The following is a 25,521-nucleotide window of genomic DNA, read 5'->3' on the forward strand; positions in this document are numbered from 1 at the left end:
TTAAAAGTAATATCGTTTATATTTTTTCTTATTTGTATATTTTAATACTAGTGCTTTTTAGGGTGCTTTGGTATTTTATATATTTTTTCTTTCCTAAGTTCCATTATAAAAGATAGCATCATAAGTACTAATATTATACTAAATGGAAGTGCCGTAACTATTGACATTGTTTGAAGTCCTTGAAGTCCTCCACTAAGAAGTAGTGCTACTGCAACTAATGCCTGAAGTATTCCCCAGACTAATTTTACCTTATTAGTTGGTTCCATAGAACCTTTAGCACTAAACATACCTAATACAAAAGTTGCTGAATCTGCCGATGATACGAAAAAAGTAAGTATAAGTATCGTTGCTATTATGCTTATAATATATCCAAATGGCAAACTCTCTAACATTACAAATAAAGTTGAACTCATATCTACTTTTAATGCTTCAAGTAGTGCTAGATTGGTATTTATCTCTAAGCTTAATGCAGTTCCTCCAAATACAGCAAACCATATACAACTAAATAAAGATGGTACTAATAATACTCCTATTATAAATTCTCTTATGGTTCTTCCTTTAGATACCCTTGCTATAAATACACCAACAAAAGGTGACCAAGCTATCCACCATGCCCAGTAAAATAATGTCCAATTGGCTATCCAATTTGATTCTTCAAATGGTGTTAATCTCAAACTCATAGATATAATATTTTGAAGATAATTTCCTAAATTATTAGTAAATACCTCAAGTATATTTGCTGTTGGTCCTAGTATAAATACAAATATTAAAAGTAATACAGCTATACCTACATTTATATTACTAAGTATTTTAATTCCTTTTTCAAGTCCAGTTGTTGAAGATATTAAAAATAATATAGTAGATATTATTATTATTATTATCTGATTAAATATATTTATATTTATTCCAAATAAATTGTTAAGTCCTCCGTTTATTTGCATGGCTCCAAGACCTAAAGATGTAGCAACTCCAAATGCCGTTGCTATTATTGCAAGAATATCTATAAACTTAGATTGTGGAGAATTCAAATCACCTCCTATAATTGGAGATAGAGTCTGACTTATAAGTAACTTTTTGTCCTTTCTAAATCTAAAATAAGCTATAGTAAGTCCTACTAAAGAATATATAGCCCATGCATGAAGTCCCCAATGAAAAAATGAAAAAGTTATAGCAGCATTAGCAGCTTCAGGTGTAAGTTTTGGTATTCCTGATAAAGGATAAATATAATGATCTAAAGGTTCTGCTACTCCCCAAAACACAAGACCTATACCCATTCCTGCGCTAAATAGCATTCCAAACCAAGTTATATTGCTAAATTCAGGTCTATCATCCTCATGCCCAAGTCTTAGTCTACCGTATTTACTAAAAGCTAATGCAATCATAAATACTAATACTAAAAATGTAATTATAAGAAACATCCATCCAAATTTATCTGTTGTAAAAGCTAACGCAAGTGTAGCTGTACTTGCTAAAGAATTTGGAGATATAAGTCCCCACAATACAAATAACCCAATTATTGCTACGGATATATAAAAAACCATATGAAAAACTCCTTATCAAATGTATTTCTGATTTAGTTTCTCTTAAATCTATATTTTGTATACTGATTTTTATAAAAAAGAGTACTTCTAAGAAGTACTCTTTTACTCTATCCGAAAAATTAATTATATAAATTTATATGTATTAATAAAAAACATCTATAAAAATTTATAGATGTTTTTATTAAAATTACTTTTTAACATTATCATTTTTATTAATATTGTTATTGTTATTATTATTGTTGTTATTATTATTATTGTTATTATTAGTATTGTTATATTTACTAGTATCTATTCCTAATGATCTATTCATATCTTCTAATAATTTTTCAAATTGGTTTTTTTCACCTTTATCTGTTTTTGTTGCTTCATCTACAACTCTCATAAAGTCTTCTTTTGACTTACTTAAATCTTCTTTTGATATTTTATCTAAATTTTTTAATTTTGTATCTATATTAGCTATAGTTTTTTCGCCTTCTCTTATAAGATCTTTATTCATTTTATCTAATTCTTTATCATCTGTTTTTACATCATTTTTTAAATTATTTACAAAAGCTTGAGTTTTATCTCTTGCATCTTTATATGCTTCTTTTACATTAGATAAATATTTTTCATTTCCTGGGTACTCATTTGTTTCATAGTACTTAGATACACTTTGTGGAGATAAGTAAACTTTATAATTATTTAAATCATTCATATAATCTCCATAAAATCTTGAGTACTGAGTTACATAATCATTATCTCTTACAGAAGTATTATCTCCTGTTGGAGTCTCTACTTTTGTACCTTTTGTATTTTCGTTTGCATTTTTTCCATTGTTATTACATGCTACTACTCCAAGTGATAACATTAATGAAAGTCCTATTGTCATAAGTTTTTTTAGTTTCATATTTTACCTCCAATTTTTCTTTATGTAATTATTTACTCTACTATTATTTACTAAATCTTAAATATTATTATAAAAAATTTAACATTTTAAACTTCTTATTTTACCATAGTTGCCATAAAAATTAATCTATATTTCTGTATTATTTTTATAATTTTTGAACAAACTTTTAGTAAGAATATTGTAATAAAATTTGCATTTAATTTAAGTTATATAACGATAATAAAATGTTTATACCTAATACTAAACGTGATATTTTCAATACTAAAAATTATTAATTAATAAAATTTATCATTGAAATTGATTATCATTTATTCTATAATATAATTAATTGATAATAATTTTCATTAGGAGTTGATAGTTTTGAACTGTTATTCATGTAAAACTAATATAAATTCATCATATATAAAATGGTTATTAGAAATACTAGGTCCTGTACTTATGGGTTCTAAGCCTTGTGAAATACTTAGTATACCTAGTTTTGATAAAAATAAAGATAATAAAATAAACGATATAAAAAATCACTTTAAATTATGTAAAAAAATTAATTATATAATAATAGATAAAAAAGAAAAGGGACTTAAACTATTATTTATAAATAAAGACTCCTTATCTACTCAATTAAATAATAAAAAAATCCATAACTTTTTAAAATATTTAGGTTATCCATCTAATTTAGATACAGATTTATACCTTAATCACTTGATAAACAAATTAGAGGGAGATGATTTCCCAGATGAAATAGGTATATTTTTAGGATATCCACTTAAAGATGTAGTAGGATTTATGGGTTATGGTAGTTATAAGTTTCATAACACTAAATATTGGAGAGTATATGGTGATCCTAAACCTTCAGAAGACTTGTACTCTAAATTTCTAAGCCATAGAGAAAAGTTAAGAGATATGTTAAAGTCTCAAAGTGTAAAATATATACTTTCATCTCTTTAAAATAGTTAACCAGAAATACATAAATATACAACAAAAAAAGAGCTATCTTTATATAAAGATAGCTCTTTTTTTATATTTCATCTGCTATATCCCAACATTTGCCCACGCATAAACCCATCTACTATTTCTTTAATAAATTTTAACATGGAATCTCCCCCTATATCTCCTCGTTATTTATTTTATAATTATATATATTTGCTAAAATTTCTTTTTATTAGTTACACTTACTATACCCACATTGCAAACATACCCCGCATCCACCTGATGGTATTATAGATTCACTTTTACACTCTGGACATATAAATTTTTCATTTTCTATTGTATCTGCATATAAATTTTCTTTTTTATCATCTTTTGGCTTTTCATTAACCAATATCCCACTTCTCTTACAACCATCTCTGTATATAGTTATCCCTTTTAAATTATTTTTCCAAGCACTCATATAAATATTGTACACATCATCTACAGTAGCTTCATGAAATAGATTTATTGTAGATGATATAGATGCATCTATATGTTTTTGCCATGCGTTTTGCATTTTTATTCTATCCTCTGGATTTAACTTCATAGCGGTTACAAATATGTTTGGTAAATCTTTTTCATTTACTATATTATATTCATCCATATACTCTTTTACTATAGGAGTATATACCTTGTAATATACATCCTCATCATGCAAGCTTTCTGTTTTTCTTATGTATGATAAGTTAAATATTGGCTCTATACCACCACTTATACCAAGCATAGTTGATATAGAGCCTGTAGGTGGTATTGTCAATAATTGAGAGTTTCTAAGCCCATATTTCCTAATTAAATTCTTAACATCATCATCAACATTTTCTTTGAAGAAATTAGAACTAAAAACTGCTTCTTCATCATATTTTTCATAACTTCCATAATCCCTTGAAAGAATTGCTGATTGCTTTAAGGCCTCATTTAACATAATCTTTGATAACCTTTCACATAAGTTTATAGAATTTTCACTTCCATATACTAAATTTAACTTTATAAGCATATCCGCTATTCCCATAACACCTAAACCTATTTGTCTATAATTTTTTACACTCTCTTTTTGTATATCTAGAGGATGAAGATTAAGACCTTCTTCTAACACTTCATTTAATCCTACAACACAATCACGTACAGTTGACTTAAATTTATTAAAATCAAAAACTGCTTTTTTTGTAAATGGCTCAACTACAAACTCAGCTAAATTTATAGAACCTAGTAAACAGCTTCCTCCAGCTGGTAATGGCTCTTCTGCACAGGGATTTACACCTTCATATCTAAAATTTTTATCTTCACTTAGTAAGTGATTTTTATTAATATTATCCCAAAATAAGATACCTGGCTCTGCATAATCCCAATTATTTTGTATGAGTTTCATAAATAAACTATATGCATCTACTTCTTTATTTATAACTTCATCAGTTTCCTTTACTAAAAATTTACAAATAAACTTTTCTTTATTTTCTACAGCTCTCATAAACTCATCATTTATTCTAACCGATATATTTGCTTTAGTAATTTTTTCTAAATTTGTTTTTATATCTATAAACTCTTCTATATCAGGATGATTAACATCCATTGATATCATAAGTGCTCCTCTTCTTCCCCTTTGGCCTATAAGACCTGTTGTCATAGAGTAAAGATCCATAAATGATACAGCCCCTGTAGTAGTCTTTGCTGCATTATATACCCTTGATCCTCTTGGTCTTAAATTTGATATATCAATTCCTACGCCTCCTCCATAACTAAATGTTCTAGCTAAATATTTTGCAGTATCGAATATAGACTCTATATTGTCTTTTGGTCTAGATAGTACATAGCAATTAGAGTAGGTTACTTTTATACCATGCTTATTAAGACCTCTATTTGCAAGTATTCTTCCTGCAAATAAAAACTTCTTTTCTCTTATAAGCTTTTCTATTTTTTTATTTCCTCCAGATACTCTTACTAGCCACTCATCAAAGCTTTCATTATTATATTGATATTTGTTTGACCATATAGACTTTTGAAGCTCTTCCATTTTCCACTTAGAATATCTTATATTTGCTCTTTTTTCTCTATATAATATGTACTTTTTAGCTACATCTTTTCTATTTGATTCCATAAGATATAACTCTACCATATCTTGTATTTCTTCTACGTTTATAGGTTTATTTGTATTAATTAAACTTTTTTCTATCTTGTTAGCTATATCTATAGCTAACTCTTTATCTTCATCAAACTTGCTATTTATAGTTGATTTATAAATAGCATTATATATCTTACTTTTATCAAAGCTCTCTTTTGTTCCATCTCTTTTTATTATATTTATCATTAGCTAATCCCTCATATTAATATTTTATATTTTGATTATTAATATCTTTCCTTAATCTAGTTTAAATTATTAATATAAAAAACTAATTAATTTTATATATACTTTTAGTTTAAGTAATAATTTAGTATATTCTTAACCTTAGGTACTACATATTCACTAGTAGATTTATTTATATTCTCTACTATCATAGATATAGCTATTTTGGGGTCATCTTCATTTACTGCAACAAACCATCCATTATTAATACCGCTATTATCATCTTTACTATTTTTAATTTCAGCAGTTCCAGTTTTCCCCATTATATTTTTACCTTCTATTTTAGCAAGATATCCAGTTGAATCTTCATCGTTTATAGCACCTTTAAAGCATTTTTTTAATTCTTCTATATATTTCTTATCTATAGCATTTTTATATACTTTACTTTCTTTGTTTTCACTTATAACAAGTCTTGGTATCATTATATTTCCATCATTAACTAAAGCACTATAAGAAAGTACAACATCTAGTGGTGTCATTAAAATTTCCCCTTGACCATATCCTGTATCTCCTAAAAGAATTTCATTGTCTAATTTCCCATTATTAGATATTTGAGAGTTTTGCATAGGATATTCAAAAGTAATTTTTTCTCCTATTCCAAATTTTTTAAGACCTTTTATATAATCTTCTTCTCCTAATTTTATAGCCTTATCTGCAAAGTATATATTATCAGAATATTTTACTGCATCGTATAGATTAACAGGTCTTTTTGTATCTTTTACTCTTGTTACGCTATAATTCCCCCAACTACTATCCTTTTGCCAACTCTCCCCCTTTATATCCATGTATTCGTTAGGATTTATAACTCCACTTTCTAATCCAATACTAGATGTAATTAGTTTTATAGTTGACCCTGGAGAGTATGAATCATTAGCTCGATTTTCAAACTGTATATTATTTTGAGTTTCCCACTTATTAGCTATTTCTTTAGTCTTGTATGTAACCAGTGTATTAGAATTATAAGATGGAGAACTTACCATAGCTAATACTTCTCCATTTAGAGGATTAATTGCTATAGAAGCTCCTTTATCTCCTTTTAATTCATTGTATATACTATCTTGAAGTTTAGAGTCTATAGATAACTTTATATCTTCTCCATTTCTTTGATTTACTTTGCCTATTTCTATTTTCTCATTTCCTCTTTTTAGATAAGCCTCTACTCCATCAATTGCTCTTAGTCTATCTTCATATATTTGTTCTAATCCTGCTTTTCCAATCTTACTAGTCTGTGAATATCCTTTACTTTTTTCTAATTCTTCTTTTGTTATATTTCCTATATATCCAATTAAATTTCCCAAAGCTTCACTATTTTTATATACTCTAGACACTTCTTCTTTTATACTAATGCCTTCTATTAATTTCAAATTATTTATTCTATCATTTTCGTACGGTGATACATTTAATAAATGTACTAACTGGCTACTTGGCTTATCTTTTATTGTATCTTCTATATATTCTTTGCTTATATCTAGTATTGTTGCTACCTTGTCTATATTTTCTATTTTGTTTTTATTAAATACTTCTGGATGTATATAAACTGAATTTACATTAGAGTCAATTGCTAGTTCTTCGTCGTTTCTATCTAATATTTTTCCCCTAGTGGCCTTTTTGGTTTCTACTCTTACTAAATCTCCTTTTTTCATATTAGGTAGTATTAAACTTTCATCCCATAGTATTTTATATCTATCATCTTCCTTAACTAAATTTATATTTAAATTATCATAATCTAATTTGCCTACGATAGTGTTTATACTCATAGATGCTAATATTTTTAAATCTTTATCAATCTCTTTTATTTTTATATTTATATCTCTTGCGTTTATTGAGCCATAAATTTTTTCATATCTATTTGTAAATTCTTCATAGGATATCTCCTTCTTGGATTTAATAGATATATTTTCATATAATTTATCAAACTTTCTATCGTTTAAATCCTTAGTAAAACTATCTATAATTTGTTTTACTTCACTTTCATTACTACATCCTACAAACAATAATGTAATCATAATAATTACCCCTAATAATATAAGTATTTTTTTTAATCCCCCCATAAAAATCCCCCCTATTTAAAATATTTAGATTTTATTTTATTTACCTCATCATGCTTTATAGCTATTGCTTTTCCAACCTCTCCTCCTAGTATATTCCATACATAGTTATGAACTTCTACTGCATTATCAAAATCACCTTTTTTCCAATTTAATAATTGTCTATTTAGATATTCCTTAACACCATTATCTTTTATATATCCTAAAGAAGTTATGGCTATATCTACACTTTCAGGTGTTATCTCTACCATCCCATACTTTCTATCATCTATAGCTTTTATAATACTATTTGCCATTTCATGTATAAACTGTATGCTTTGATATTCACTATTTGGCATATATAAATTATTTACTTGTACGTTATCTTCCTCTTTTATATCTTCTTTTTTTTCTTTATCTGAAATTTTAAGTTCTTTATTTAAGTCTTCATCTGTTTTATTTACCTTGTACTCTGTAGTTTCTACTACTTCAAACTTTATACTACCATTTTCATCTAACTTAGCTTTTGGTATATATTTATCTACTCCTATAAAAGATGCTATTTCATCTACTTGTAAAGTGTCATTTATAGTTTGGAAGAAATTTTTAACTGGTGGTAACTTGTGTGCAAGCACAGGGTTATATATACCAACAGATAATATAATCCCTAGGCTTGCTGCTATATACATAAATTTCCTTTTGCTTTTTTCTATCTTAATATCTTTTTCTGCATTATTTATGGCATTTTTTATTAAAATATTTAAGTCACTTGGAACTTCAATTGACTCTATTTTTTCTTTATCTATGTAAAAATCATTAATTTCTTTATCTATGTCTTTTATATCTATATCTATATCAATTAAATTATCTTCAACTTTATTTTTTTTACTCATTCCCATAGCCCTCCTTTAATATACTTTTCATATCTTTTATTACTTTTCTTAGATGAGTTTTTATAGTATTAATAGGACGGTCTAGTATATTTGATATTTCTTCTACCTTTAAATCTTCTATATATCTAAGTATAATTGCATCTTTATATTTATCTTCTAATTCATCTATAGCATTGTATAAATCTATTTTTGTTTCAATCTTATCATCTATTAAAACTTCTTTTGTATATGAATTTTCATTATGTCCTAAATCTATCATCCCATTTTTTCTTAAATAATCATTTGTTGTGTTTATAAGTATTTTACTTATCCAAGTTTTAAAATACTTAGGCTCTTTTAATTTTTGTATATTCTTGTATGCTTTATATACTGTTTCTTGAAATATTTCCTTTGCATCTTCCTCATATTTACACCTTATATATATTTCCTTGTATAGTCTTTTTGAATATATATTTATCAATTTCTCAAAAGCTTCTTTATCACCTTTTATTGCCTTTTCGGCTAGTATTACTTCATCCACTTTTTTACTCCCTTCTTACTTTCATTTCTGATTACATTTATTAGACTCTGGGTTTTAGTAAAAAGTTTTAACTTTTTTATAAAAATATAAAAAATACTAGAAAATATTATTCTAGTATTTTCAGCAAATATTAATTTATAAATTTACCTTTTATATTTCTATACCATATACTATAGTTATAATTTATATATATATTTTTTTGAGTCAATAAATTTAAAAGATTATTAATACCTTTATTATATCAATATACTTATTTTTTTCAAAAAACGGTATTAATAAAGCATATATAATAATGTTACTAATCATTATATATATTCATTTTTTCTCCCCTTGCAAAGCCTATTACTTTAATACCTAATTCTTTTGATAATTTCATAGCCATATCAGTTATAGCTGATCTTGATACTATATATTTTAAATTTAAATTAAAGCATTTTAATATTATTTCAGATGTTATTCTTCCACTTGTAAGTATTAATTTATTATTTATATCTATATTATCTACTAAACACTTCCCTATTACCTTGTCTAATGCATTATGTCTTCCTATGTCTTCTTTAAAAAATAATATCTCTTTAAAATTACTAAGAGCTACACTATGTACCCCACCAGTATTTTTAAATACTTCTGATTTTTCATTAAATTTATTTATAAGCTTATTTATATTTTTATAATCTAACTTATCTATATTTAAAGTATCATCAAGTTTTATTTTTAACTTTTTTAAAGACTTATAATATATACTCCCTTTACCACAACCACTAGTTATAGCTCTTTTTTCATTTAACTTATTATTTATATTGTTTTTATTAACTATTTTTATATCTACATATCCTTCTTTTTCAAATACATTAATGCTATTAATATCATTATATGAAGTTATTATCTCATCTGAATACAAAAATCCTACTGCTAAATGTAGTAATGAACTTGGAGTACATATTAGTGTTATATATTCGTATTCGTTTATATATATAGTAAATAAATACTCTACCACTATATCATCATCAACTTCTATTAATTCCCCATTTATGTATCTTTTTATTTTATATTTTTTAACCACATCCATAGCTATATATTTCCTTTTTATAAGAATCTAGTTCTTCTCTTGTATTTAAGTTTATAAACATATTTTCATTAAATTTATTATTTTTAAATTCATCTTCTTTAACATAATACACATTTTTATTATTTCTTTCAAAAAAGCTTATTATAGATTTTCTATTTGAGTTTAATATATAATCTTTCATTTCATATCCTAATTTTTTTTTATAAGCACCATGAAAAAGCTGTATTTTATCATTTAATATAGATATATAAATATGAGATTCCTTTTTATCTTTTATGTCTTTATTGACCATTGCTTTAATGTATTTTATATAATTATCATCTAAAACAGGCATATCACAAGCTATTATGTAAGCATATAAACTACTGCTATTTTTAAGCCCTACACTTATTCCAGCCAATGGTCCCATACCCTTTATTTCATCCTCTACAACTTTGTACCCTAAATCTTTATAATACTCTTTTTTATTAGTCACTATTATTATTTCTTTAAAGTGTTTTTTAAGCTTTTTAGCAATATCTAATATTAATCTCTTTTCATTGATTACTAAAAATTGCTTATCAAACCCCATTCTACTACTTTTTCCGCCAGCTAGTATTATAGCTGTATTTAGATTATCCATATTAATCACCTTTATATTAAAGTAGTGTTTTAAAAATAAGGATATAAATTAATTTATATCCTTATTTACTATATTTTAAGCATGTGCTAATTCTTTATTTCTTATTTTTTCTACTTTTATAGCACATACCTTTAAATCTGGTACTTTACTCACCTTATCTAATGTAGTATTAGTAAGATAATTTGCAGCTCCATCAGCAAAGTGGAAAGGCATAAAAAATACATCTTCATCAACTATATCAGTTATTCTTACATAAGTTTCTATTTCTCCACGCTTTGAAGATACCTTTATTTTTTCATTTTCTTTAAATCCTAGCTTATTGGCTGTTATTGGATTTACTTCTATATATGAATGTGGTGCCTTTTCATTAAGACCCTCTACCTTACCTGTCATTGTTCTGGTATGATAATGATATAATATCCTTCCATTAACTAATGTATATGGATACTCTTCACTTAAACCTTCAAAACTTAATGTATAATCACAAGGAACAAATGTTGCTTTACCTTTTGCAAATTTATCTGTATGTAATATTTTAGTGCCCTCATGATTAATGTTGGTACATGGCCACTGTAATCCTTTCATTTCTATTCTTTCATAAGTTATTCCAGCGTATGATGGTGTTAATTCACTAATCTCTTTCATTATTTCTTTTGGAGATTCATAGGTTTTATCATATCCTAATTTATTCATGATCTCCATCAATATAACCCAATCAGGTTTTGAATTATATACAGGCTTTATAGCTTCCCTTATTCTTTGAACTCTTCTATCCGTATTTGTAAATGTTCCATCTTTCTCTGCAAAAGATGCAGCAGGTAAAACTACATCTGCAAGTTCTGCTGTTTCGGTTAAGAATATATCTTGTACAACCAAGAAATCTAGTTTTTCTAGAGCCTTTTTTATATGATTTGTATCTGGGTCTGATATCATAGGATTTTCACCCATTATATATAAAAACCTTATATCGCCATGTCCTATAGCATTAGTTATCTCTGGAACTGTTAAACCTACCTTATTAGGCAATTTTACTCCCCATGCATTTTCAAATTTTTTAACAATATCTTCATTTAATACACTTTGATATCCTGTAAATACATTCGGTAAAGCTCCCATATCACATGCACCTTGCACATTGTTTTGGCCTCTAAGTGGATTTACTCCAGTATATTCTTTTCCTAAATTACCGCATAAAAGTGCTAAATTTGATATACTCATTACATTTTGGGTTCCTGTTGAATGTTGAGTTATACCCATAGAGTAAAATGTTGCACTGTCATTAGTTGCATATATTCTAGCAGCTTTTATAATATCATCTTTATCTACTCCACATATTCTAGCACCTTCCTCAGGTGTATAATCTTTAACTAATTCTTTTAAAGCTTCATAGTTTTCAGTTCTTTCTTTTATATATTCATCATCTTGTAAATTTTCAGATATTATAACATTCATCATAGTGTTTAATAAGGCTACATTTGTTCCAGGATTTATCTGTAAAAATACATCAGCTCTTTTAGCTAGCTCTATTTTTCTTGGGTCTGCTACGATTAATTTCGCTCCTTTACTTACTGCTTGTTTTATTTTCGCTCCTATAACAGGATGATTTTCTGTTGTATTAGAGCCTATTACAAATATAGATTCTAAATTGCTTACCTCTTCAATGCTATTTGTCATAGCACCACTACCTAATGTAGTTGCAAGACCTGCAACTGTTGAGGAATGTCAGAGTCGAGCACAATGGTCTACATTATTAGTTCCCATTACTCCTCTTATCATTTTTTGGAATAAATAGTTTTCTTCATTACTACATCTTGCTGAAGATAGCCCTGCAAAAGCATCACTACCATAAACTTTCTTCGTTTTATTAAAATTTTCTAATATGTAGTCATATGCTTTCTCCCAAGTAACTTCTTCAAATTTTTCACCAACTTTTATTAGTGGATTTTTAAGTCTATCTTCATGGTTTATAAATTTATATCCAAATTTACCTTTAACACACAGTAGACCATCATTTACTTCACCAAATATTGGTTGAGATCCTACTACCTTATCACCTTTAACTTGTAACTCTAATTGACATCCTACTCCACAATAAGAACAAGTAGTCTTTACTTTTTTAGTGTTGTAAAAATCTGCATTTTTAGGAACTAGTGCTCCTACTGGACAAATTGATACACAATTACCACAAGATACACAACTTGATTCATTTAAATTTTCTCTAAAGAATGGAGTAATTTCAGTTTTATAACCTCTATCAACTGAACTTATAGCACTCACTTCTTGCAATTCTTCACATACTCTTACGCATTTTTTACAAAGAATACATTTATTTGGGTCATAATAAAAAAATGGATTACTGTCATCAATAGGCAATTTCTTAGGCTTGTTATCATATTTAGGTTTGAAATTATTTAGATATATACTTGAATAGTCTTGTAATTTACATGAACCTGATCTTGCACATGTTGTGCACTCTAATGGATGGTCTGATATCATAAGTTCTAATATTTCTTTTCTTGCGCTTTGTACTTTCTTGCTATTTGTTAATATTTCCATTCCTTCTTTTACTATTTTTCCACAAGCTACTTCTAAATTTTTGCTTCCTTTAATCTCTACTACACACATTCTACATAGTCCGCTTGGATTTAATCTTTCATCATTACAAAAGTTAGGCAATTCTATTCCTATACTTTTACAAGCATTAAAAATTGTGTTTCCTTTTTTAACACTAACTTTAGTATCATTTATAATTATATTTACCAAAGTATTACCCCCTATTAAAATTTAACTGTTTTAATATTTTCAACCATATATACTTCTATTCCTTCTATAATATGATATTTTATATTAACTTATGAAAAAAAAGCCTATGAAAATACATAGACTTTTTTATCTATTAGGTTTTTTATATACACTTTTATGAATGTACTCTGTATCTATTACATTTCCATTTGAATCTTTATATTTTCTATAAGTTTTTGATGCATCTAAACCATTTTGTTTAAATGCCTCTACATATATTTCTATATTTTTTTTATCACTATCATTTCCATATATCCTACAAGTTAAAGTACCATTTCCTACTACGGTTTTCACATATACAGGATGGTTATATTGATTTTTAAATCTAAAATCAGTTCCACCGTCATTTACCATAGCATCTCTACCTATTGGAACATAAGTTGATAATAAGGAATGATTAGTTATTGAAATTAGCTTAAGCCCAGATTCTAAAACTGCATTATATAAAGTAGTAGAAACTTGACATACGCCTCCACCTAATCCATCTTCTAGCTTTCCATTTATAATAACAGGTGCATCCTTATATCCATTAGCTTTATTTCTCACCCCTGTATATTCATTGTATGAATATTCTTCACCAGGCATTAAAAGTACATCACTACTTTTATTCCCTGCTACTCTTATATTGTGTGCTCTCCCAGTTAAAGATGTAGAAAACTTAGTTGTAAATTCTCCTAATAAAGTATTTACACTTTTCGCATCTTCAGTTTTAACATGAGGTTTTTTTATATTTACCTTTAAATTTATATCACTATAGTTTTTATTCTTTATATTATTTAATATTACATCTTTAGTGTTTGCTATGTCTAATTCTTTACCAATTGTTGATGGTGATGTACTAATTCCTCCATAATTTGATATATAAACTTTCGCATTAATCATATCAACATTTATATCTTTTGATATATTTTGTATTTTTTCACTAAGCTTAGCCTCATTGTAATTAGAATTTATATTGAACTCTTTTTTATCCTTTCTAAGTGATAAATATCGTTTTATGTTTTCTATGTAACTATCAGTTTTAGTATAGTTATAAGCTTTATCAATTACATTTTTTGTATCATAAGTTAGATCTATATCATTTGGAGATATCTTATATGATTTATCTTCATACAAAAGATTTATGTCACGTGGTGATATATTTTCATCTACAACTTTAATAGCTTCTTCTTTTGTCATATTAGATACATCTACATTTTCTATATATATGTTTTTTGCTATTTTATCATTATAAATACAATTTTTATTAAAATAATTAATCATAATTCCAAGTATAAATATTAACCCTATACTAGATATAATAGCTGTCTTTCTTTTATTCTCTTTAAGCCTATAAGACCTAGATGACTTTTTTTCTTTACTCATTACTCCACCTCATTTTAAATTGTAATTAAATTATATTTGATTAAATTTTTTCAAACAAGATTAGAATAAAATGTGTAACTTTATTGTTACATTTTATCTGAATTTACAGATTATTGGATAATGATCTGAATAGTCTATCTTATCTATATAATAATCATCTATAGTTATTAGTTTGTCTGAGAATATATAATCTATTCTAGCATCATTTTTTATAAATGTTCCTTTTTGGAAATTTCCTGTATAAATAGCTACATCATTATACTTATTTATACTTAAATTTTTCTCATTTAAATCTCCGCATATTATAATCTTATTCGGTAGTTTATTTGAGTAATTTAATATCTCATTTATCTGAATATACCTTTCGTTTTTATCTAATCCTAAGTGGGTATTTATAATATTAAACTTTCCATTTTTAGAAAATACGTTTGTATATAAAAATCCTCTTTGTTCTTTTTTACTAGTTAGCAACACGTGTTCGTGTACGTCTATTTCATATTTTGAAAAAGTGCATATACCATACATCATATTTTGATTTATAATATTTGCACAAAATACTCCATCCATATTTAAGTTTTGTTTTAACTTCGCAAACTGTGGATACAAAACTTCTTGTAGGCAAATAACATCAAATTCTTTGCTCTTTAAGTATTTAGTTATCTTATTTAAAGTGTTTTTATTATTTAAATCACTAGCCTTATGTATATTATATGTTACCATTTTCATACCAAAGCCTCCTTAATTACACTTATTTATAAAATATTAAAACCTAGCTTAGACATGTTATCAGCTAAGCTAGGTTATTTTTTAATGCTTAATTTCCTTTTGAATTTTTGTAAACCTTCCCTTACTACCTATAAATATAAATCCTGTTCTATTATACAATTCATTTAACTCACTTAAACTTACTTCCCCATTTTTTAAATTAGATAATGTTATCTCCTTTATATTTCTAGTAGTTATCATCCTTAGTAACACTCCTTTTTAAAATCTTTATATCTCATTATATTTTTAAACTTTTTTAAATATTACTATTTTTTAAATTATTTATATATTTTAATTTTAAAACAATCGTTCCTTTACTTTTCTTACATTTTAGATTATATACCAAACAACCGTTCTTAGCAATAGCAAATATACATTTTTTGATATTAATATTATTTTTTATTTTTCTATGTATATTTTGTTCTGTTTTTTATAATTTATTTAAATACTATATTTTGTCTAATCTTTATGTATTTTTTAAAAATATTTGAATTTTAAGGATTATCATTGTTGCAATTTGAGGAAAACTATTCATGTTTGTAATATTATCTTGCCTTTATTTTATTGTTTATTTCTTCTCCAAGTACTACTATTATATTGAGGGGATATAAAAAAAGGGGGATGAATGTGAAAACTACAGTTAATAAGACCATTCCATTTAAGCAAAGAGATAATGATAAAAACAATAATATAAAGCCTGATAATAAGTCTAATGTCTATGGTAAAGTCATTCCTTATCCTAGGTTTAAAAAGAAAAAAGAAAAAAGTGTTAATTTTATCAAGAATAATAAAATATTTTTCATTATACTTTCTATAGTATTATTCTTTAGTTTGATATTTTTTATAGATACAACTCTTTTAAAAGGTAAGATCGGTCCAACTGGAAGACCTTTATCAATTAATAAACAAACTAATATTGCTGTTTCTGATAAAGAATTCAAAACTTATTCTGAAATTCTAGAAAAAGATATAGTTAGTGTATTATCTATAAACAGCAAGTATAATATATCCCCTAATTCTATGCATAAAAATGGAGATAGAGTGTATGTTCAAGGTGATATACACATAAACGGCAAAAATATCCAACCTTTTGATGCAATACTCGATAATAGCAATACTAGCTCGATTGTTATAAATGGAGATGAATATGTAAAGTAAAATATAAATATATAATCTTTAAAGTAAAAAAATAGGTAAAAAGCAATTAATTGCTTTTTACCTATTTTTTATAAACTTATTATTTCACCTGTATTATTAGTATTATATCCGCCTAAACTTTTAACATTTTTTAAAAATTTATTGTCTTTTATTACTTCGAGTAGATTTTTTATAAACTCAAGTTCTAGGTATTCAGTTTTAATAAGTAAATCATATTCTTCTTCACATATAGGTATAAAATCTAAATCAAATACTTTAGCTGCTGAATATACACCTAATCCACAATCACAATCATCATTTTGTATTGCTTTGGCTAGTGACATATGAGTTAATTCTTCCCTTTCATATCCTTTTATATCACTCTTTTTTATGTTTTCTTTTTTTAGTAAATAATCAAATAACACTCTAGTTCCAGAACCTTTTTGTCTATTTATATATCGTATATTAACCAAATCTTTAATTCCTTTTATATTAAGTGGATTCCCTTTCTTAACTATTAAACCTTGTGTTCTATTTACAAGTTTTATTATAGATACATCTTCATCTATATATTTCTTTACATGAGATTTATTATAAGTTTCACTGTCTACATCAAATAAATGTATTGGAGCTATATGGCACTCATCCTTTTTTATAGACAATATTCCTTGAAAACTACCAACATGAGTTGAACTAAGCTTAAATTTTCCTTCAGTTTTTTTAGTCAACTCATTATTTATTAGATCCATAACTATATCATGACTTCCTATAGATACTATTGTTTTTTCTATTTTGCTTATATCATTTAATAGTTGTACATCTACATAGCTACCTTCTTCTATTCCTTCTATATTTTGAGGTATTGTTATAACTCCATCAGCATGTACTAAGCTAGTTACAGTTCCCGCTCCTCTTTTTATAGGCGTAGCGACATATTCATTATTTATATTTCCTACTTTAACTCTTACAAATTCTTTATACTTTAATGAACTCATTATTCTCTTTGTAAGTCTTGCCCTTATAACATTCCTTTTTTCTATCTCTTTATGTGTAAGTTTTGATATTACTTCTTTTACTATGTTTTCCATTACAACCCATCCAGATACAGGATATCCCGGTATTCCTATTATAGGTTTATTTTGACCATATCCAAGTATTGCAGGTTTTCCAGGTTTTATAGCTATTCCATGTATCACTACTTTTCCTAATTCTTCTATTATGTCATATGTATAGTCTTCTCTACCTTGTGATGAGCCTGCGTTTATAAGTACCATATCGCACTCACTTAGTGCTAATAGCGCACTTTGCTTTATTTTATAATAATTATCTTCTACTATTGGATAAACAACAGGTGTTGCTCCATACTCTAGTATAAGCCCTTCAAATAATTTAGAGTTAAATTCTATAATATCTCCGATTTCAGGTGTTTTATATCTATCTATTAATTCTGTTCCTGTTGGTATAATTCCTACCTTAAAATCTTTAAATACTTTTACTTTATCTACCTTTGCACTTATCATAGATGCTATATCTTGGGGTCTTATTTTATGAAAACTTGGAACTATCATCTCTGTTTCAACTATATCTTCCCCTAAGCATCTTATATGCTGCCAAGGAGTTGCAGGTTTATAAATTTTTATTTGTCCATCCTTTTTTTCTAATAAATCCTCTACCATTATAACTGCATCAAATTCCTTAGGTATAGGATCTCCTGTATCTACTTCTATATAGTCTTTATCCTCTTTTAGAGTTATTATATTTTGTTCATTAGCCATAAATGTAAGTTTTGATTTTACTGCTACTCCATCCATTGCAGAACAGTTATAAAATGGAGATGATAACTTTGCAAAAACAGCATCACTTGTAACTTTGTTTAAACATTTATCTACATCTATAAATTTAGTATCTATTTTTTTTAGACTTAATATTTCATTAATATATTTTTTTAATCCTTCTTCTAATGAAATATTAGATAGATATCCCTTCATATCCTTCCCCCTATATTTACTATGATTAAATCTTTAAAAAGTATATACTTTAACTATATCTCCATTTTTTATACCTTCTAATTCTCTATCGATTTTTACATATCCATCACACTTTGCAAACTGCTTTATAGTACTTGATTTTGAAAATATAGGTACACATACTAGCCTATTGTCTTTTTTCTCTATATTTACACCTAAATATTCTTCTCGTCCTTTAGCCTTATGATAGTTGTATGTAAATTCACAAAGTGTATATTCTTCCTTATCTATATTATATAAACTTTTTATATATTTCTTAAATATTGCCTCTATTACAAAGGCACAAGATAAAGGATGACCTGGAAGTCCCATTACCAATTTATTACATATACTTGCTATTATAGTTGGCTTTCCTGGTTTTATAGCTATACCTTCTACTAAGACTTCACTATTTTCAAAGCTTTCTATTGCTTTTAATGTTTCGTCTTTTTTACCTACAGAGCTTCCTCCCGATATTAAAATTATGTCACATTCATTGAGAGCTTTTTGGATTAAATTTATTATGTCATTAAGATTATCTTTTGCTGATGGGTATATGATAGGATTTAAATTTATGTTTTTTAATTGACCATATAGTATGTATGCATTTATATCTTTTATCTTAGCTTCTTTTATATCTTCACTTATATCTAATATTTCATCTCCCGTTGATATTATACCAACAGTAAGTTTTTCATAAACATCTACTTCTTTTATATTAGCTCCTGCTAATACTCCAATATCTCTTTCATTTATAAGATGTCCTTTTTCATATAATACTTCATTTTCTTTTATGTCTTCTCCGACCTCTACTATATTTTCATTAAATGATATAGAATTTTGTATGAGTATATCTTTTTCATTTAACACTTCACAATATTCTATCATTACAACTCCCTGTGAATTTTTTGGTACCATAGCACCTGTTGGAGTATACACACAAGTTTCTTCTTCTAATAAAGTATTACAAATTTTTCCCATATAACTTTCGTCTATTTTTTTTAAGCATACAGGATTTGATTCACTAGCTAAAAATACATCATTAAATAATACTGAATATCCATCTACTAATGATTTTCTAAAGTGAGGTACATTTATATTTGATTTAATATCATCTGATATATATCTATTTAAGCCATCTATTAAACTTACTTTCTCAGAAATTATATCTTTTTTAAATTTATTTTTCATTATTTCTAATACTTTATCTACTGTTGTTACATCAAATAATTTCATAACTATCCCCTTTTAATAACATTAAATAGCAATACTAACTCCAAGTATTGATTTTGCTAGTATTTTTTTATCTTTATCATTTAAAATATCTTTTTCCATTAAAAGTTTGCAAAAACCTAGCTTTTCACAGTCTTGTAATGTTTTATTTTTCTTAATAAATTTACCTTCATTTATAAATAATGGCTTATAATATGAATAGTTATTTATAATATCCTCAATAAAATTTTCTAAATCTACTATCTCTGTATCAAAAGTCTTTTTATATGTGTCTATTCCTCTAGCTAATGTTACACTGTCTAATCCATAAAAGTTTGATATTTTATTTATATCACTTGCTTCTTTTTCACTAAATCCGTACCTTTTTATTTTACTCAAAGATGTATTTTTACAATTTAGGCAACATCCGTAGCAAGTATTGTTCTCATCATACCAATTAGCATTTGACTTATTAGTTATTTTTTTAGCTATAGAATCATTATATTTTTTTAAGGTTGATATATCATATGGTATTAAATTTTCTTGTTTCTTTAGCACTATAGCTTTTATATTTTTATCTGCCATTAATTTTCCTAATCCCTTTTTTCCGCAGGATTTATCATTTCTAAATATTATTTTAGAGAAATCTATTTTTTTAACTGATGCCAATCCTATTGATGCTATTTCTAATTCATTAGTATTTAATTCTTCTTTTATAGACTCAACAACTTTATCATAATCTTTATCTAATAAATGACTTGCTTCTTTTATTTTTACACTTTCCTTATCTATATATAAATATATAGGTGTATCACTTTCTCCTTCAAACACTAAAAAATCATACCCATTACACTTCATAAAATGTGCAAAATGACCTCCTGTTTGAGATAAAGAATTTTTATTATATACCTTGAGTTTGTTAAGTCCAACTACACCATAACCTGCTAAAGATGGAGCTTCAAATACTAAATTATTATTATTTAAATTTATTTTGTGTTCGTCATACTGATGCACTGACTTCACCTTTTTGTTTTTTAAATTTATGTATAGAATTTTTCTCATCAGTTACCCCCTCCCCCTAATGTTAATTATATCACTCTAAAATTAAATATTCTGTCATTTTTTAGACCATTTATTGTTAAATTCTATGTTTTATAAAAAAATTTGGGTAAATATGATATTATATATAAATAAAGATTAGTATAATTTCCTCTAGATTGGAGAATTAAAATGAAAGATAAATACATCATTTATTTTATTAGTAGAACAAAAGCTAATATGATAAAATTCATAGAAAATAAATTAAAAGAAAATGACTTAACTGACTTAATACCAACTCATGGCAATATACTAACTGCGCTTTATGAAAGTGATAAAAAGCTCACTATGAAAGAAATTTCAAAAAAAATTGGTAAAGATAAGTCAACAGTTACTTCTTTAGTAAATAAACTTATAGATTTAGGATATGTAAAAAAAGAAAAATGTACTAAGGATAAGCGCGTTACTTATATAAGTTTGACTCAAAAAGCAAAAAATATTGAAGATAAATTTAACTTTATATCATCTCAAGTTAAAGAAACTGCTTATAAAGACTTTACAAAAGAAGAAAAAGAAGAATTTCTTAGATTACTTAGAAAACTTAGTTCTAATTTTAAAATTGAAAATGATAAGTATATATAAAAAGTGCCTCTATAAGAGACACTTTTTTAATTAGTCTATAAATGTAACTACTTCTTCAAGTGGTTTACGAGGTGGCTTAGGAGGTGTATTTTCTTCAGCTACACCTAAAGATATCATAGACATTAATTCAAATCCTGGTTTATCAAATCCTATTAACTTTTCTATTTCAGTTTTTGCATGAGTAGGTCCTGTCATATAGCAAGTTCCATATCCCATTTCTGTTGCTGCTAATAGGAAGTTTTCAACTGCTGCACCTATTCCTTGAGCTGCTGATTGAGGAGATACTAAAACATCTAACACTTCTTGAGGTGCGTTATTTTCTTTTAATATTTTATATTCTATCATTTTATATTCTGATCCATATACCATTATTACTACTGGAGCATTTTTAAAGCATGTATAATATTTAATTACACTCATATGTATTTTTCTATCTTTTTCAGTTTTTGCTAATTCACCTATTTTTTCATGGCTTTTAGTTACTATATCAGCCATTTCATTTATTACTTCACGGTTAGTAAGTACTACAAAGTGCCAGTTTTGTTGATGCTTTGGAGATGGGGCTTCTGTTGCTGCTTCTAGCATTTTTAATATGTCTTCTTTTGGTACTTCTTCATCTTTAAATTTTCTTACACTCTTACGATTGTATATAAGGTCTAAATTTGCCATTTTACTTCTCCTTTTGATGTTTTATATAATTATACTATATACATATGTTATAGTATTATCACTAATTTAAATATAATTGCTTATTATTTATAAATAGTTTGTCATCAAACTAATTGTATACTAAAAAATAGTTTTATGTCAAACTTTTTTATATTTTATATAAAAATATCCTATAAAATGAAATTTTTTAATTCAATTTACAGGATATTTTCTTTTTCATTATTTAATTTTAATATTTATATTTACAAATATTTAATCTAATATGTTTTATCTATCTCTATAATATTATATTCTCCATATAATAAGTCTATAAAAAGTACTTTGTTTCTTAATATTTCACCTTTATTAAGTAACACCTTTATAGCTTCACTAACTTGTATAGATGCCACTAGACCTGGGGTAAAAGAAGGATTGCTTAATTTATTATCTGTTTCTTTTTTATATTTATATATATAATCTAGATTATTATCTCCTGGATATATAGTACTAACTTGACCATACCACCCACTTATAGCACCATGAATTAGTGGTATATTTAAGGCTTCACAATATCTTTGAAGTATAAATCTAGTGCTTATATTATCTAATGCATCTATAACTACATGACAATTATTTATAATCTTTTCACAGTTATTACTATCTAAATGCTCACTAACTATATCTATGTTTACATTATTATTAATTAATTTTATTCTTTCTTTAGCCTCTATAGCCTTATTTTTCCCAATATTATTTTCATTACACAAGATTTGCCTATTTAAATTGCTTATATCAAATGAATCTTCATCTACTAATTTTAAATAACCTATACCTATCCTTGATAGCATTTCTATTACATATCCACCTAAGCCACCGCATCCTACTATACAAATTTTAAAATTTTTTAATTTATCATTTTCAACCTTAGTTAAAGTTCCTATATTTCTTTCATATCTTTTATTCATCAACCACCACCAACTGGCGGGAATATAGATAAAATATCCCCGTCCTTAAGTTTTCTATCAAATCCTCCATCCATACCATTTAGTAAAAGTGTGGATACTTCTTCTTTGTCTATATTTAAAATTTTTAGTATATCAATTATATTCATATCCTCTGCAATTTCTAATACTTGTTTTTTCTCTCTTCCTTCTCTAAATGTTGCAAATAACCTTATCTCTATTTTCATGCTATCCCCTTAATAAATTTATATATTAATTTTTTGCAAATATATTTCCTATATACTCTTCAAGACCTAGTGCTTTTAATGTTTCATCTAATGGTATCCCATTTTCATCCCAACCCCTAACTTCATAATATTCAGGAAGTAGTTCATCTAACCTATGAACATGACCTTTAGTTGGTCCATTTGGAATTTGATCATATATTAGCCTATCTGGTAAAGTATCTTGACTACTATCTATTCCTGCTTTTAAATTAAATATTTTTTCTAAAGTCCATATTCTATCGCCTGCTTGAAGTAATGTTTCAGGTGTATATATTTCTCCACATACTGCATTATACATATCTACATAATCATTAAGTCCTAATCCAAAGGTAGTAAATACACAAAGTCCTAGCGAGTCTATAACAGCAGTCAAATCATGAAATACCTTTGCATAAGCTGGTTTACCTTCTACTTCTAGTTTATCTAATTTTTCAGGTACTCCTAGTATCTCTGGATTTATCATATACCCTTTTATATGACATCCCCCTCTATTATTAACTGCATAAGTTATACCATGACCTTGTATTCCTCTTGGGTCATACGCTGGTAATTCTTGTTTTTTAACAGTCATAGAATACTGAGTTGCATCATACTTTTCACACAATCTATATGCACCATCTGCTAATAAATCTCCAAATCCTTCTCTTTTAGCCATTTTTTCAGTCCACTTAACTACAGCTTCAACATCACCCCAGTTAAGGGATAGTTTGTCATCTTTGATTTCTTCGTCTTTTATATATCCTCTTTGATAAAGCTCCATAGCCGTTGCGATAGTTGCTCCTGCTGATATAGTATCTAATCCATATTCATTACAAAGCATATTTGCTTCATTTATAGCATGTAAATCATATACATCACAATCTGACCCATAAGACCAAAGTGTTTCATACTCTGGTCCTCCTACCTCTTTACCATTTTTAAGTTTAACTACTCTACCACAAGCTATAGGACATCTATAGCAAGCGTGTTTTTTAACTAATGTATTTTCAGTCATTGTCTCTCCACTAATTAAATCCGCCTTATCAGTGTATGATTCTTGAAAGTTTTTAACTGGATGAACTCCATTCTCATTTATTATATTAACTAAAATTGCAGTACCATAAGTTGGAAGCCCCCCTCCAGCAACCGGATCATTTCTAAGTATATTTACCTTTTCAGCATTTACCCTCTTAACTATTTCTTCATTAGCTACATTTACCTTTTTGCTGCCTTTTACAACAATAGCTTTTAAATTTTTAAAACCCATTACAGCTCCTACTCCACCTCTACCTGCAGCTCTATCTACATCATTCATAATTGCTGATATAAGAGATAAATTTTCTCCTGCTGGTCCTATGCAAAGTACATTAGCTTTATTATGCTTTTTAGATAATTTTTCAGTTATTTCACTAGATACCATTCCCCAATAATCACTAGCATCTTTTATCTCTACTTTATCATCTTCTATATATAAATATACTTTATCATCAGATTTACCTTCTATTATTAACATATCATACCCTGCATTTTTAAGCTTAGTTCCCCACTTTCCACCTGAGTTTGATATAGCTATTGTTCCTGTAAGTGGAGATTTTGTTACTACCATATATCTTCCACTTGTAGGCATAGGTGATGCTGTTAATGGGCCTGTAGCTATTATAAGCTTATTTTCAGAACTTAATGGTTCTACCATAGGATCTACTTCATCAATAAAAGTTTTTACACCAAGACCTCTAGCCCCTATATATTTTTTAGCTAATTTTAAATCTAAATTTTCTACCTCAATAGTCTTTTCACTTAAATTTACTCTTAATACTTTTCCATTATATCCATACAT

At 26.5% G+C, this 25,521-nt stretch carries 22 protein-coding genes; 3 read left to right on the forward strand and 19 right to left on the reverse strand.

The features are described from left to right. Positions 1 to 47: 47 nt before the first annotated feature. Positions 48 to 1,541 (reverse strand): glycine betaine uptake BCCT transporter, encoded by a 1,494-nt coding sequence (locus I4U66_RS06905; RefSeq protein WP_092925270.1) that lies wholly within the window; start codon positions 1,539 to 1,541, stop codon positions 48 to 50. Positions 1,542 to 1,728: 187 nt separating this feature from the next. Beyond that, a complete protein-coding gene (locus tag I4U66_RS06910) occupies positions 1,729 to 2,427 on the reverse strand; it encodes a hypothetical protein (RefSeq protein ID WP_195928645.1) in 699 nt (232 codons plus the stop codon). A 360-nt stretch (positions 2,428 to 2,787) separates the two neighbouring features. Between I4U66_RS06910 and I4U66_RS06915 the strand changes: the two genes are divergently transcribed. Beyond that, positions 2,788 to 3,372, forward strand: coding sequence for a DUF3793 family protein (locus tag I4U66_RS06915; RefSeq protein ID WP_240275750.1), 585 nt, complete (start codon positions 2,788 to 2,790; stop codon positions 3,370 to 3,372). A 214-nt stretch (positions 3,373 to 3,586) separates the two neighbouring features. Here the strand turns inward: I4U66_RS06915 and I4U66_RS06920 are convergent, their stop codons facing one another. The 10 genes from I4U66_RS06920 to I4U66_RS06965 all read right to left on the reverse strand — a co-directional run bounded on the left by I4U66_RS06920 (position 3,587) and on the right by I4U66_RS06965 (position 15,995). Beyond that, positions 3,587 to 5,695: an adenosylcobalamin-dependent ribonucleoside-diphosphate reductase gene (locus I4U66_RS06920; protein WP_092925266.1), complete on the reverse strand. Its 2,109-nt coding sequence runs from the start codon at positions 5,693 to 5,695 to the stop codon at positions 3,587 to 3,589. A 104-nt stretch (positions 5,696 to 5,799) separates the two neighbouring features. Continuing rightward, the gene (locus I4U66_RS06925; protein ID WP_092925264.1) at positions 5,800 to 7,782 is read right to left on the reverse strand and encodes a penicillin-binding transpeptidase domain-containing protein; all 1,983 of its coding nucleotides are present in this window, start codon (positions 7,780 to 7,782) and stop codon (positions 5,800 to 5,802) included. An 11-nt stretch (positions 7,783 to 7,793) separates the two neighbouring features. Next, positions 7,794 to 8,651, reverse strand: coding sequence for a DUF6241 domain-containing protein (locus I4U66_RS06930; protein ID WP_092925262.1), 858 nt, complete (start codon positions 8,649 to 8,651; stop codon positions 7,794 to 7,796). Then, on the reverse strand, positions 8,644 to 9,171 hold the full coding sequence (locus tag I4U66_RS06935; RefSeq protein ID WP_195928646.1) for a sigma-70 family RNA polymerase sigma factor: 528 nt from the start codon (positions 9,169 to 9,171) through the stop codon (positions 8,644 to 8,646). Before I4U66_RS06935 ends, I4U66_RS06930 begins: the two co-directional genes overlap by 8 nt. Positions 9,172 to 9,469: 298 nt before the next feature. Further along, positions 9,470 to 10,240, reverse strand: coding sequence for a formate dehydrogenase accessory sulfurtransferase FdhD (fdhD, locus tag I4U66_RS06940; protein ID WP_092925258.1), 771 nt, complete (start codon positions 10,238 to 10,240; stop codon positions 9,470 to 9,472). Further along, on the reverse strand, positions 10,227 to 10,862 hold the full coding sequence (locus I4U66_RS06945) for a molybdenum cofactor guanylyltransferase (protein ID WP_092925256.1): 636 nt from the start codon (positions 10,860 to 10,862) through the stop codon (positions 10,227 to 10,229). Before I4U66_RS06945 ends, fdhD begins: the two co-directional genes overlap by 14 nt. 75 nt (positions 10,863 to 10,937) lie before the next feature. Further along, the gene (gene fdhF, locus I4U66_RS06950; RefSeq protein ID WP_092925254.1) at positions 10,938 to 13,625 is read right to left on the reverse strand and encodes a formate dehydrogenase subunit alpha; all 2,688 of its coding nucleotides are present in this window, start codon (positions 13,623 to 13,625) and stop codon (positions 10,938 to 10,940) included. Between the two features lie 126 nt (positions 13,626 to 13,751). Further along, positions 13,752 to 15,029 (reverse strand): VanW family protein, encoded by a 1,278-nt coding sequence (locus I4U66_RS06955; protein WP_092925252.1) that lies wholly within the window; start codon positions 15,027 to 15,029, stop codon positions 13,752 to 13,754. Positions 15,030 to 15,122: 93 nt separating this feature from the next. Then, positions 15,123 to 15,755, reverse strand: coding sequence for an endonuclease/exonuclease/phosphatase family protein (locus I4U66_RS06960; RefSeq protein ID WP_092925250.1), 633 nt, complete (start codon positions 15,753 to 15,755; stop codon positions 15,123 to 15,125). 81 nt (positions 15,756 to 15,836) lie between these two features. Beyond that, positions 15,837 to 15,995 (reverse strand): hypothetical protein, encoded by a 159-nt coding sequence (locus I4U66_RS06965; protein ID WP_092925248.1) that lies wholly within the window; start codon positions 15,993 to 15,995, stop codon positions 15,837 to 15,839. 426 nt (positions 15,996 to 16,421) lie between these two features. Here I4U66_RS06965 and I4U66_RS06970 point away from each other — a divergent pair, with 426 nt between their 5' ends. Then, a complete protein-coding gene (locus I4U66_RS06970) occupies positions 16,422 to 16,952 on the forward strand; it encodes a hypothetical protein (protein WP_195928647.1) in 531 nt (176 codons plus the stop codon). 68 nt (positions 16,953 to 17,020) lie between these two features. Here I4U66_RS06970 and I4U66_RS06975 read toward each other — a convergent pair whose 3' ends face one another. Genes I4U66_RS06975 through I4U66_RS06985 form a run of 3 tightly spaced genes read right to left on the reverse strand, consistent with a single transcriptional unit; the run spans position 17,021 to position 21,211 of the window. Beyond that, a complete protein-coding gene (locus I4U66_RS06975) occupies positions 17,021 to 18,919 on the reverse strand; it encodes a molybdopterin biosynthesis protein (protein ID WP_195928648.1) in 1,899 nt (632 codons plus the stop codon). 33 nt (positions 18,920 to 18,952) lie between these two features. Continuing rightward, entirely contained in the window at positions 18,953 to 20,173 is a 1,221-nt protein-coding gene (locus tag I4U66_RS06980) for a molybdopterin molybdotransferase MoeA (RefSeq protein WP_195238240.1), read from the reverse strand. A 21-nt stretch (positions 20,174 to 20,194) separates the two neighbouring features. Further along, the gene (locus tag I4U66_RS06985; protein WP_195581596.1) at positions 20,195 to 21,211 is read right to left on the reverse strand and encodes an aldehyde ferredoxin oxidoreductase N-terminal domain-containing protein; all 1,017 of its coding nucleotides are present in this window, start codon (positions 21,209 to 21,211) and stop codon (positions 20,195 to 20,197) included. Positions 21,212 to 21,379: 168 nt separating this feature from the next. Here I4U66_RS06985 and I4U66_RS06990 point away from each other — a divergent pair, with 168 nt between their 5' ends. Beyond that, a complete protein-coding gene (locus I4U66_RS06990) occupies positions 21,380 to 21,829 on the forward strand; it encodes a MarR family winged helix-turn-helix transcriptional regulator (protein WP_092925238.1) in 450 nt (149 codons plus the stop codon). A 30-nt stretch (positions 21,830 to 21,859) separates the two neighbouring features. Here I4U66_RS06990 and I4U66_RS06995 read toward each other — a convergent pair whose 3' ends face one another. The 4 genes from I4U66_RS06995 to I4U66_RS07010 all read right to left on the reverse strand — a co-directional run bounded on the left by I4U66_RS06995 (position 21,860) and on the right by I4U66_RS07010 (position 25,521). Then, positions 21,860 to 22,498, reverse strand: coding sequence for a nitroreductase family protein (locus tag I4U66_RS06995; RefSeq protein WP_092925236.1), 639 nt, complete (start codon positions 22,496 to 22,498; stop codon positions 21,860 to 21,862). Positions 22,499 to 22,755: 257 nt separating this feature from the next. Continuing rightward, entirely contained in the window at positions 22,756 to 23,442 is a 687-nt protein-coding gene (locus tag I4U66_RS07000) for a HesA/MoeB/ThiF family protein (RefSeq protein WP_092925234.1), read from the reverse strand. Further along, positions 23,442 to 23,666 carry a MoaD/ThiS family protein gene (locus I4U66_RS07005; protein ID WP_195581597.1) on the reverse strand — a complete coding sequence of 75 codons (225 nt, stop codon included), beginning with the start codon at positions 23,664 to 23,666 and terminating at the stop codon, positions 23,442 to 23,444. The genes I4U66_RS07000 and I4U66_RS07005 overlap by 1 nt, the downstream gene beginning before the upstream one ends. A gap of 25 nt (positions 23,667 to 23,691) precedes the next feature. Next, positions 23,692 to 25,521, reverse strand: coding sequence for an aldehyde ferredoxin oxidoreductase family protein (locus I4U66_RS07010; RefSeq protein WP_166505624.1), 1,830 nt, complete (start codon positions 25,519 to 25,521; stop codon positions 23,692 to 23,694).

Origin of the sequence: Romboutsia sp. D33t1_170424_H2 (assembly GCF_015669105.1) — a bacterium.
Classification (GTDB): domain Bacteria; phylum Bacillota; class Clostridia; order Peptostreptococcales; family Peptostreptococcaceae; genus Romboutsia_C; species Romboutsia_C hominis.

Coding starts and splice junctions, on each gene's coding strand:
- I4U66_RS06930 (WP_092925262.1), bottom strand. CDS start 8,651: ATGAGTAAAAAAAATAAAGTTGAAGATAATTTAATTGATATAGATATA.
- I4U66_RS06920 (WP_092925266.1), bottom strand. CDS start 5,695: ATGATAAATATAATAAAAAGAGATGGAACAAAAGAGAGCTTTGATAAA.
- I4U66_RS06975 (WP_195928648.1), bottom strand. CDS start 18,919: ATGAAGGGATATCTATCTAATATTTCATTAGAAGAAGGATTAAAAAAA.
- I4U66_RS06985 (WP_195581596.1), bottom strand. CDS start 21,211: ATGAGAAAAATTCTATACATAAATTTAAAAAACAAAAAGGTGAAGTCA.
- fdhD (WP_092925258.1), bottom strand. CDS start 10,240: ATGGATGTGGTTAAAAAATATAAAATAAAAAGATACATAAATGGGGAA.
- I4U66_RS06905 (WP_092925270.1), bottom strand. CDS start 1,541: ATGGTTTTTTATATATCCGTAGCAATAATTGGGTTATTTGTATTGTGG.
- I4U66_RS07000 (WP_092925234.1), bottom strand. CDS start 23,442: ATGAATAAAAGATATGAAAGAAATATAGGAACTTTAACTAAGGTTGAA.
- I4U66_RS06980 (WP_195238240.1), bottom strand. CDS start 20,173: ATGAAATTATTTGATGTAACAACAGTAGATAAAGTATTAGAAATAATG.
- I4U66_RS07010 (WP_166505624.1), bottom strand. CDS start 25,521: ATGTATGGATATAATGGAAAAGTATTAAGAGTAAATTTAAGTGAAAAG.
- I4U66_RS06995 (WP_092925236.1), bottom strand. CDS start 22,498: ATGGCAAATTTAGACCTTATATACAATCGTAAGAGTGTAAGAAAATTT.
- I4U66_RS06955 (WP_092925252.1), bottom strand. CDS start 15,029: ATGAGTAAAGAAAAAAAGTCATCTAGGTCTTATAGGCTTAAAGAGAAT.
- I4U66_RS06945 (WP_092925256.1), bottom strand. CDS start 10,862: ATGGATAATCTAAATACAGCTATAATACTAGCTGGCGGAAAAAGTAGT.
- I4U66_RS07005 (WP_195581597.1), bottom strand. CDS start 23,666: ATGAAAATAGAGATAAGGTTATTTGCAACATTTAGAGAAGGAAGAGAG.
- I4U66_RS06910 (WP_195928645.1), bottom strand. CDS start 2,427: ATGAAACTAAAAAAACTTATGACAATAGGACTTTCATTAATGTTATCA.
- I4U66_RS06925 (WP_092925264.1), bottom strand. CDS start 7,782: ATGGGGGGATTAAAAAAAATACTTATATTATTAGGGGTAATTATTATG.
- I4U66_RS06990 (WP_092925238.1), top strand. CDS start 21,380: ATGAAAGATAAATACATCATTTATTTTATTAGTAGAACAAAAGCTAAT.
- I4U66_RS06965 (WP_092925248.1), bottom strand. CDS start 15,995: ATGATAACTACTAGAAATATAAAGGAGATAACATTATCTAATTTAAAA.
- I4U66_RS06960 (WP_092925250.1), bottom strand. CDS start 15,755: ATGAAAATGGTAACATATAATATACATAAGGCTAGTGATTTAAATAAT.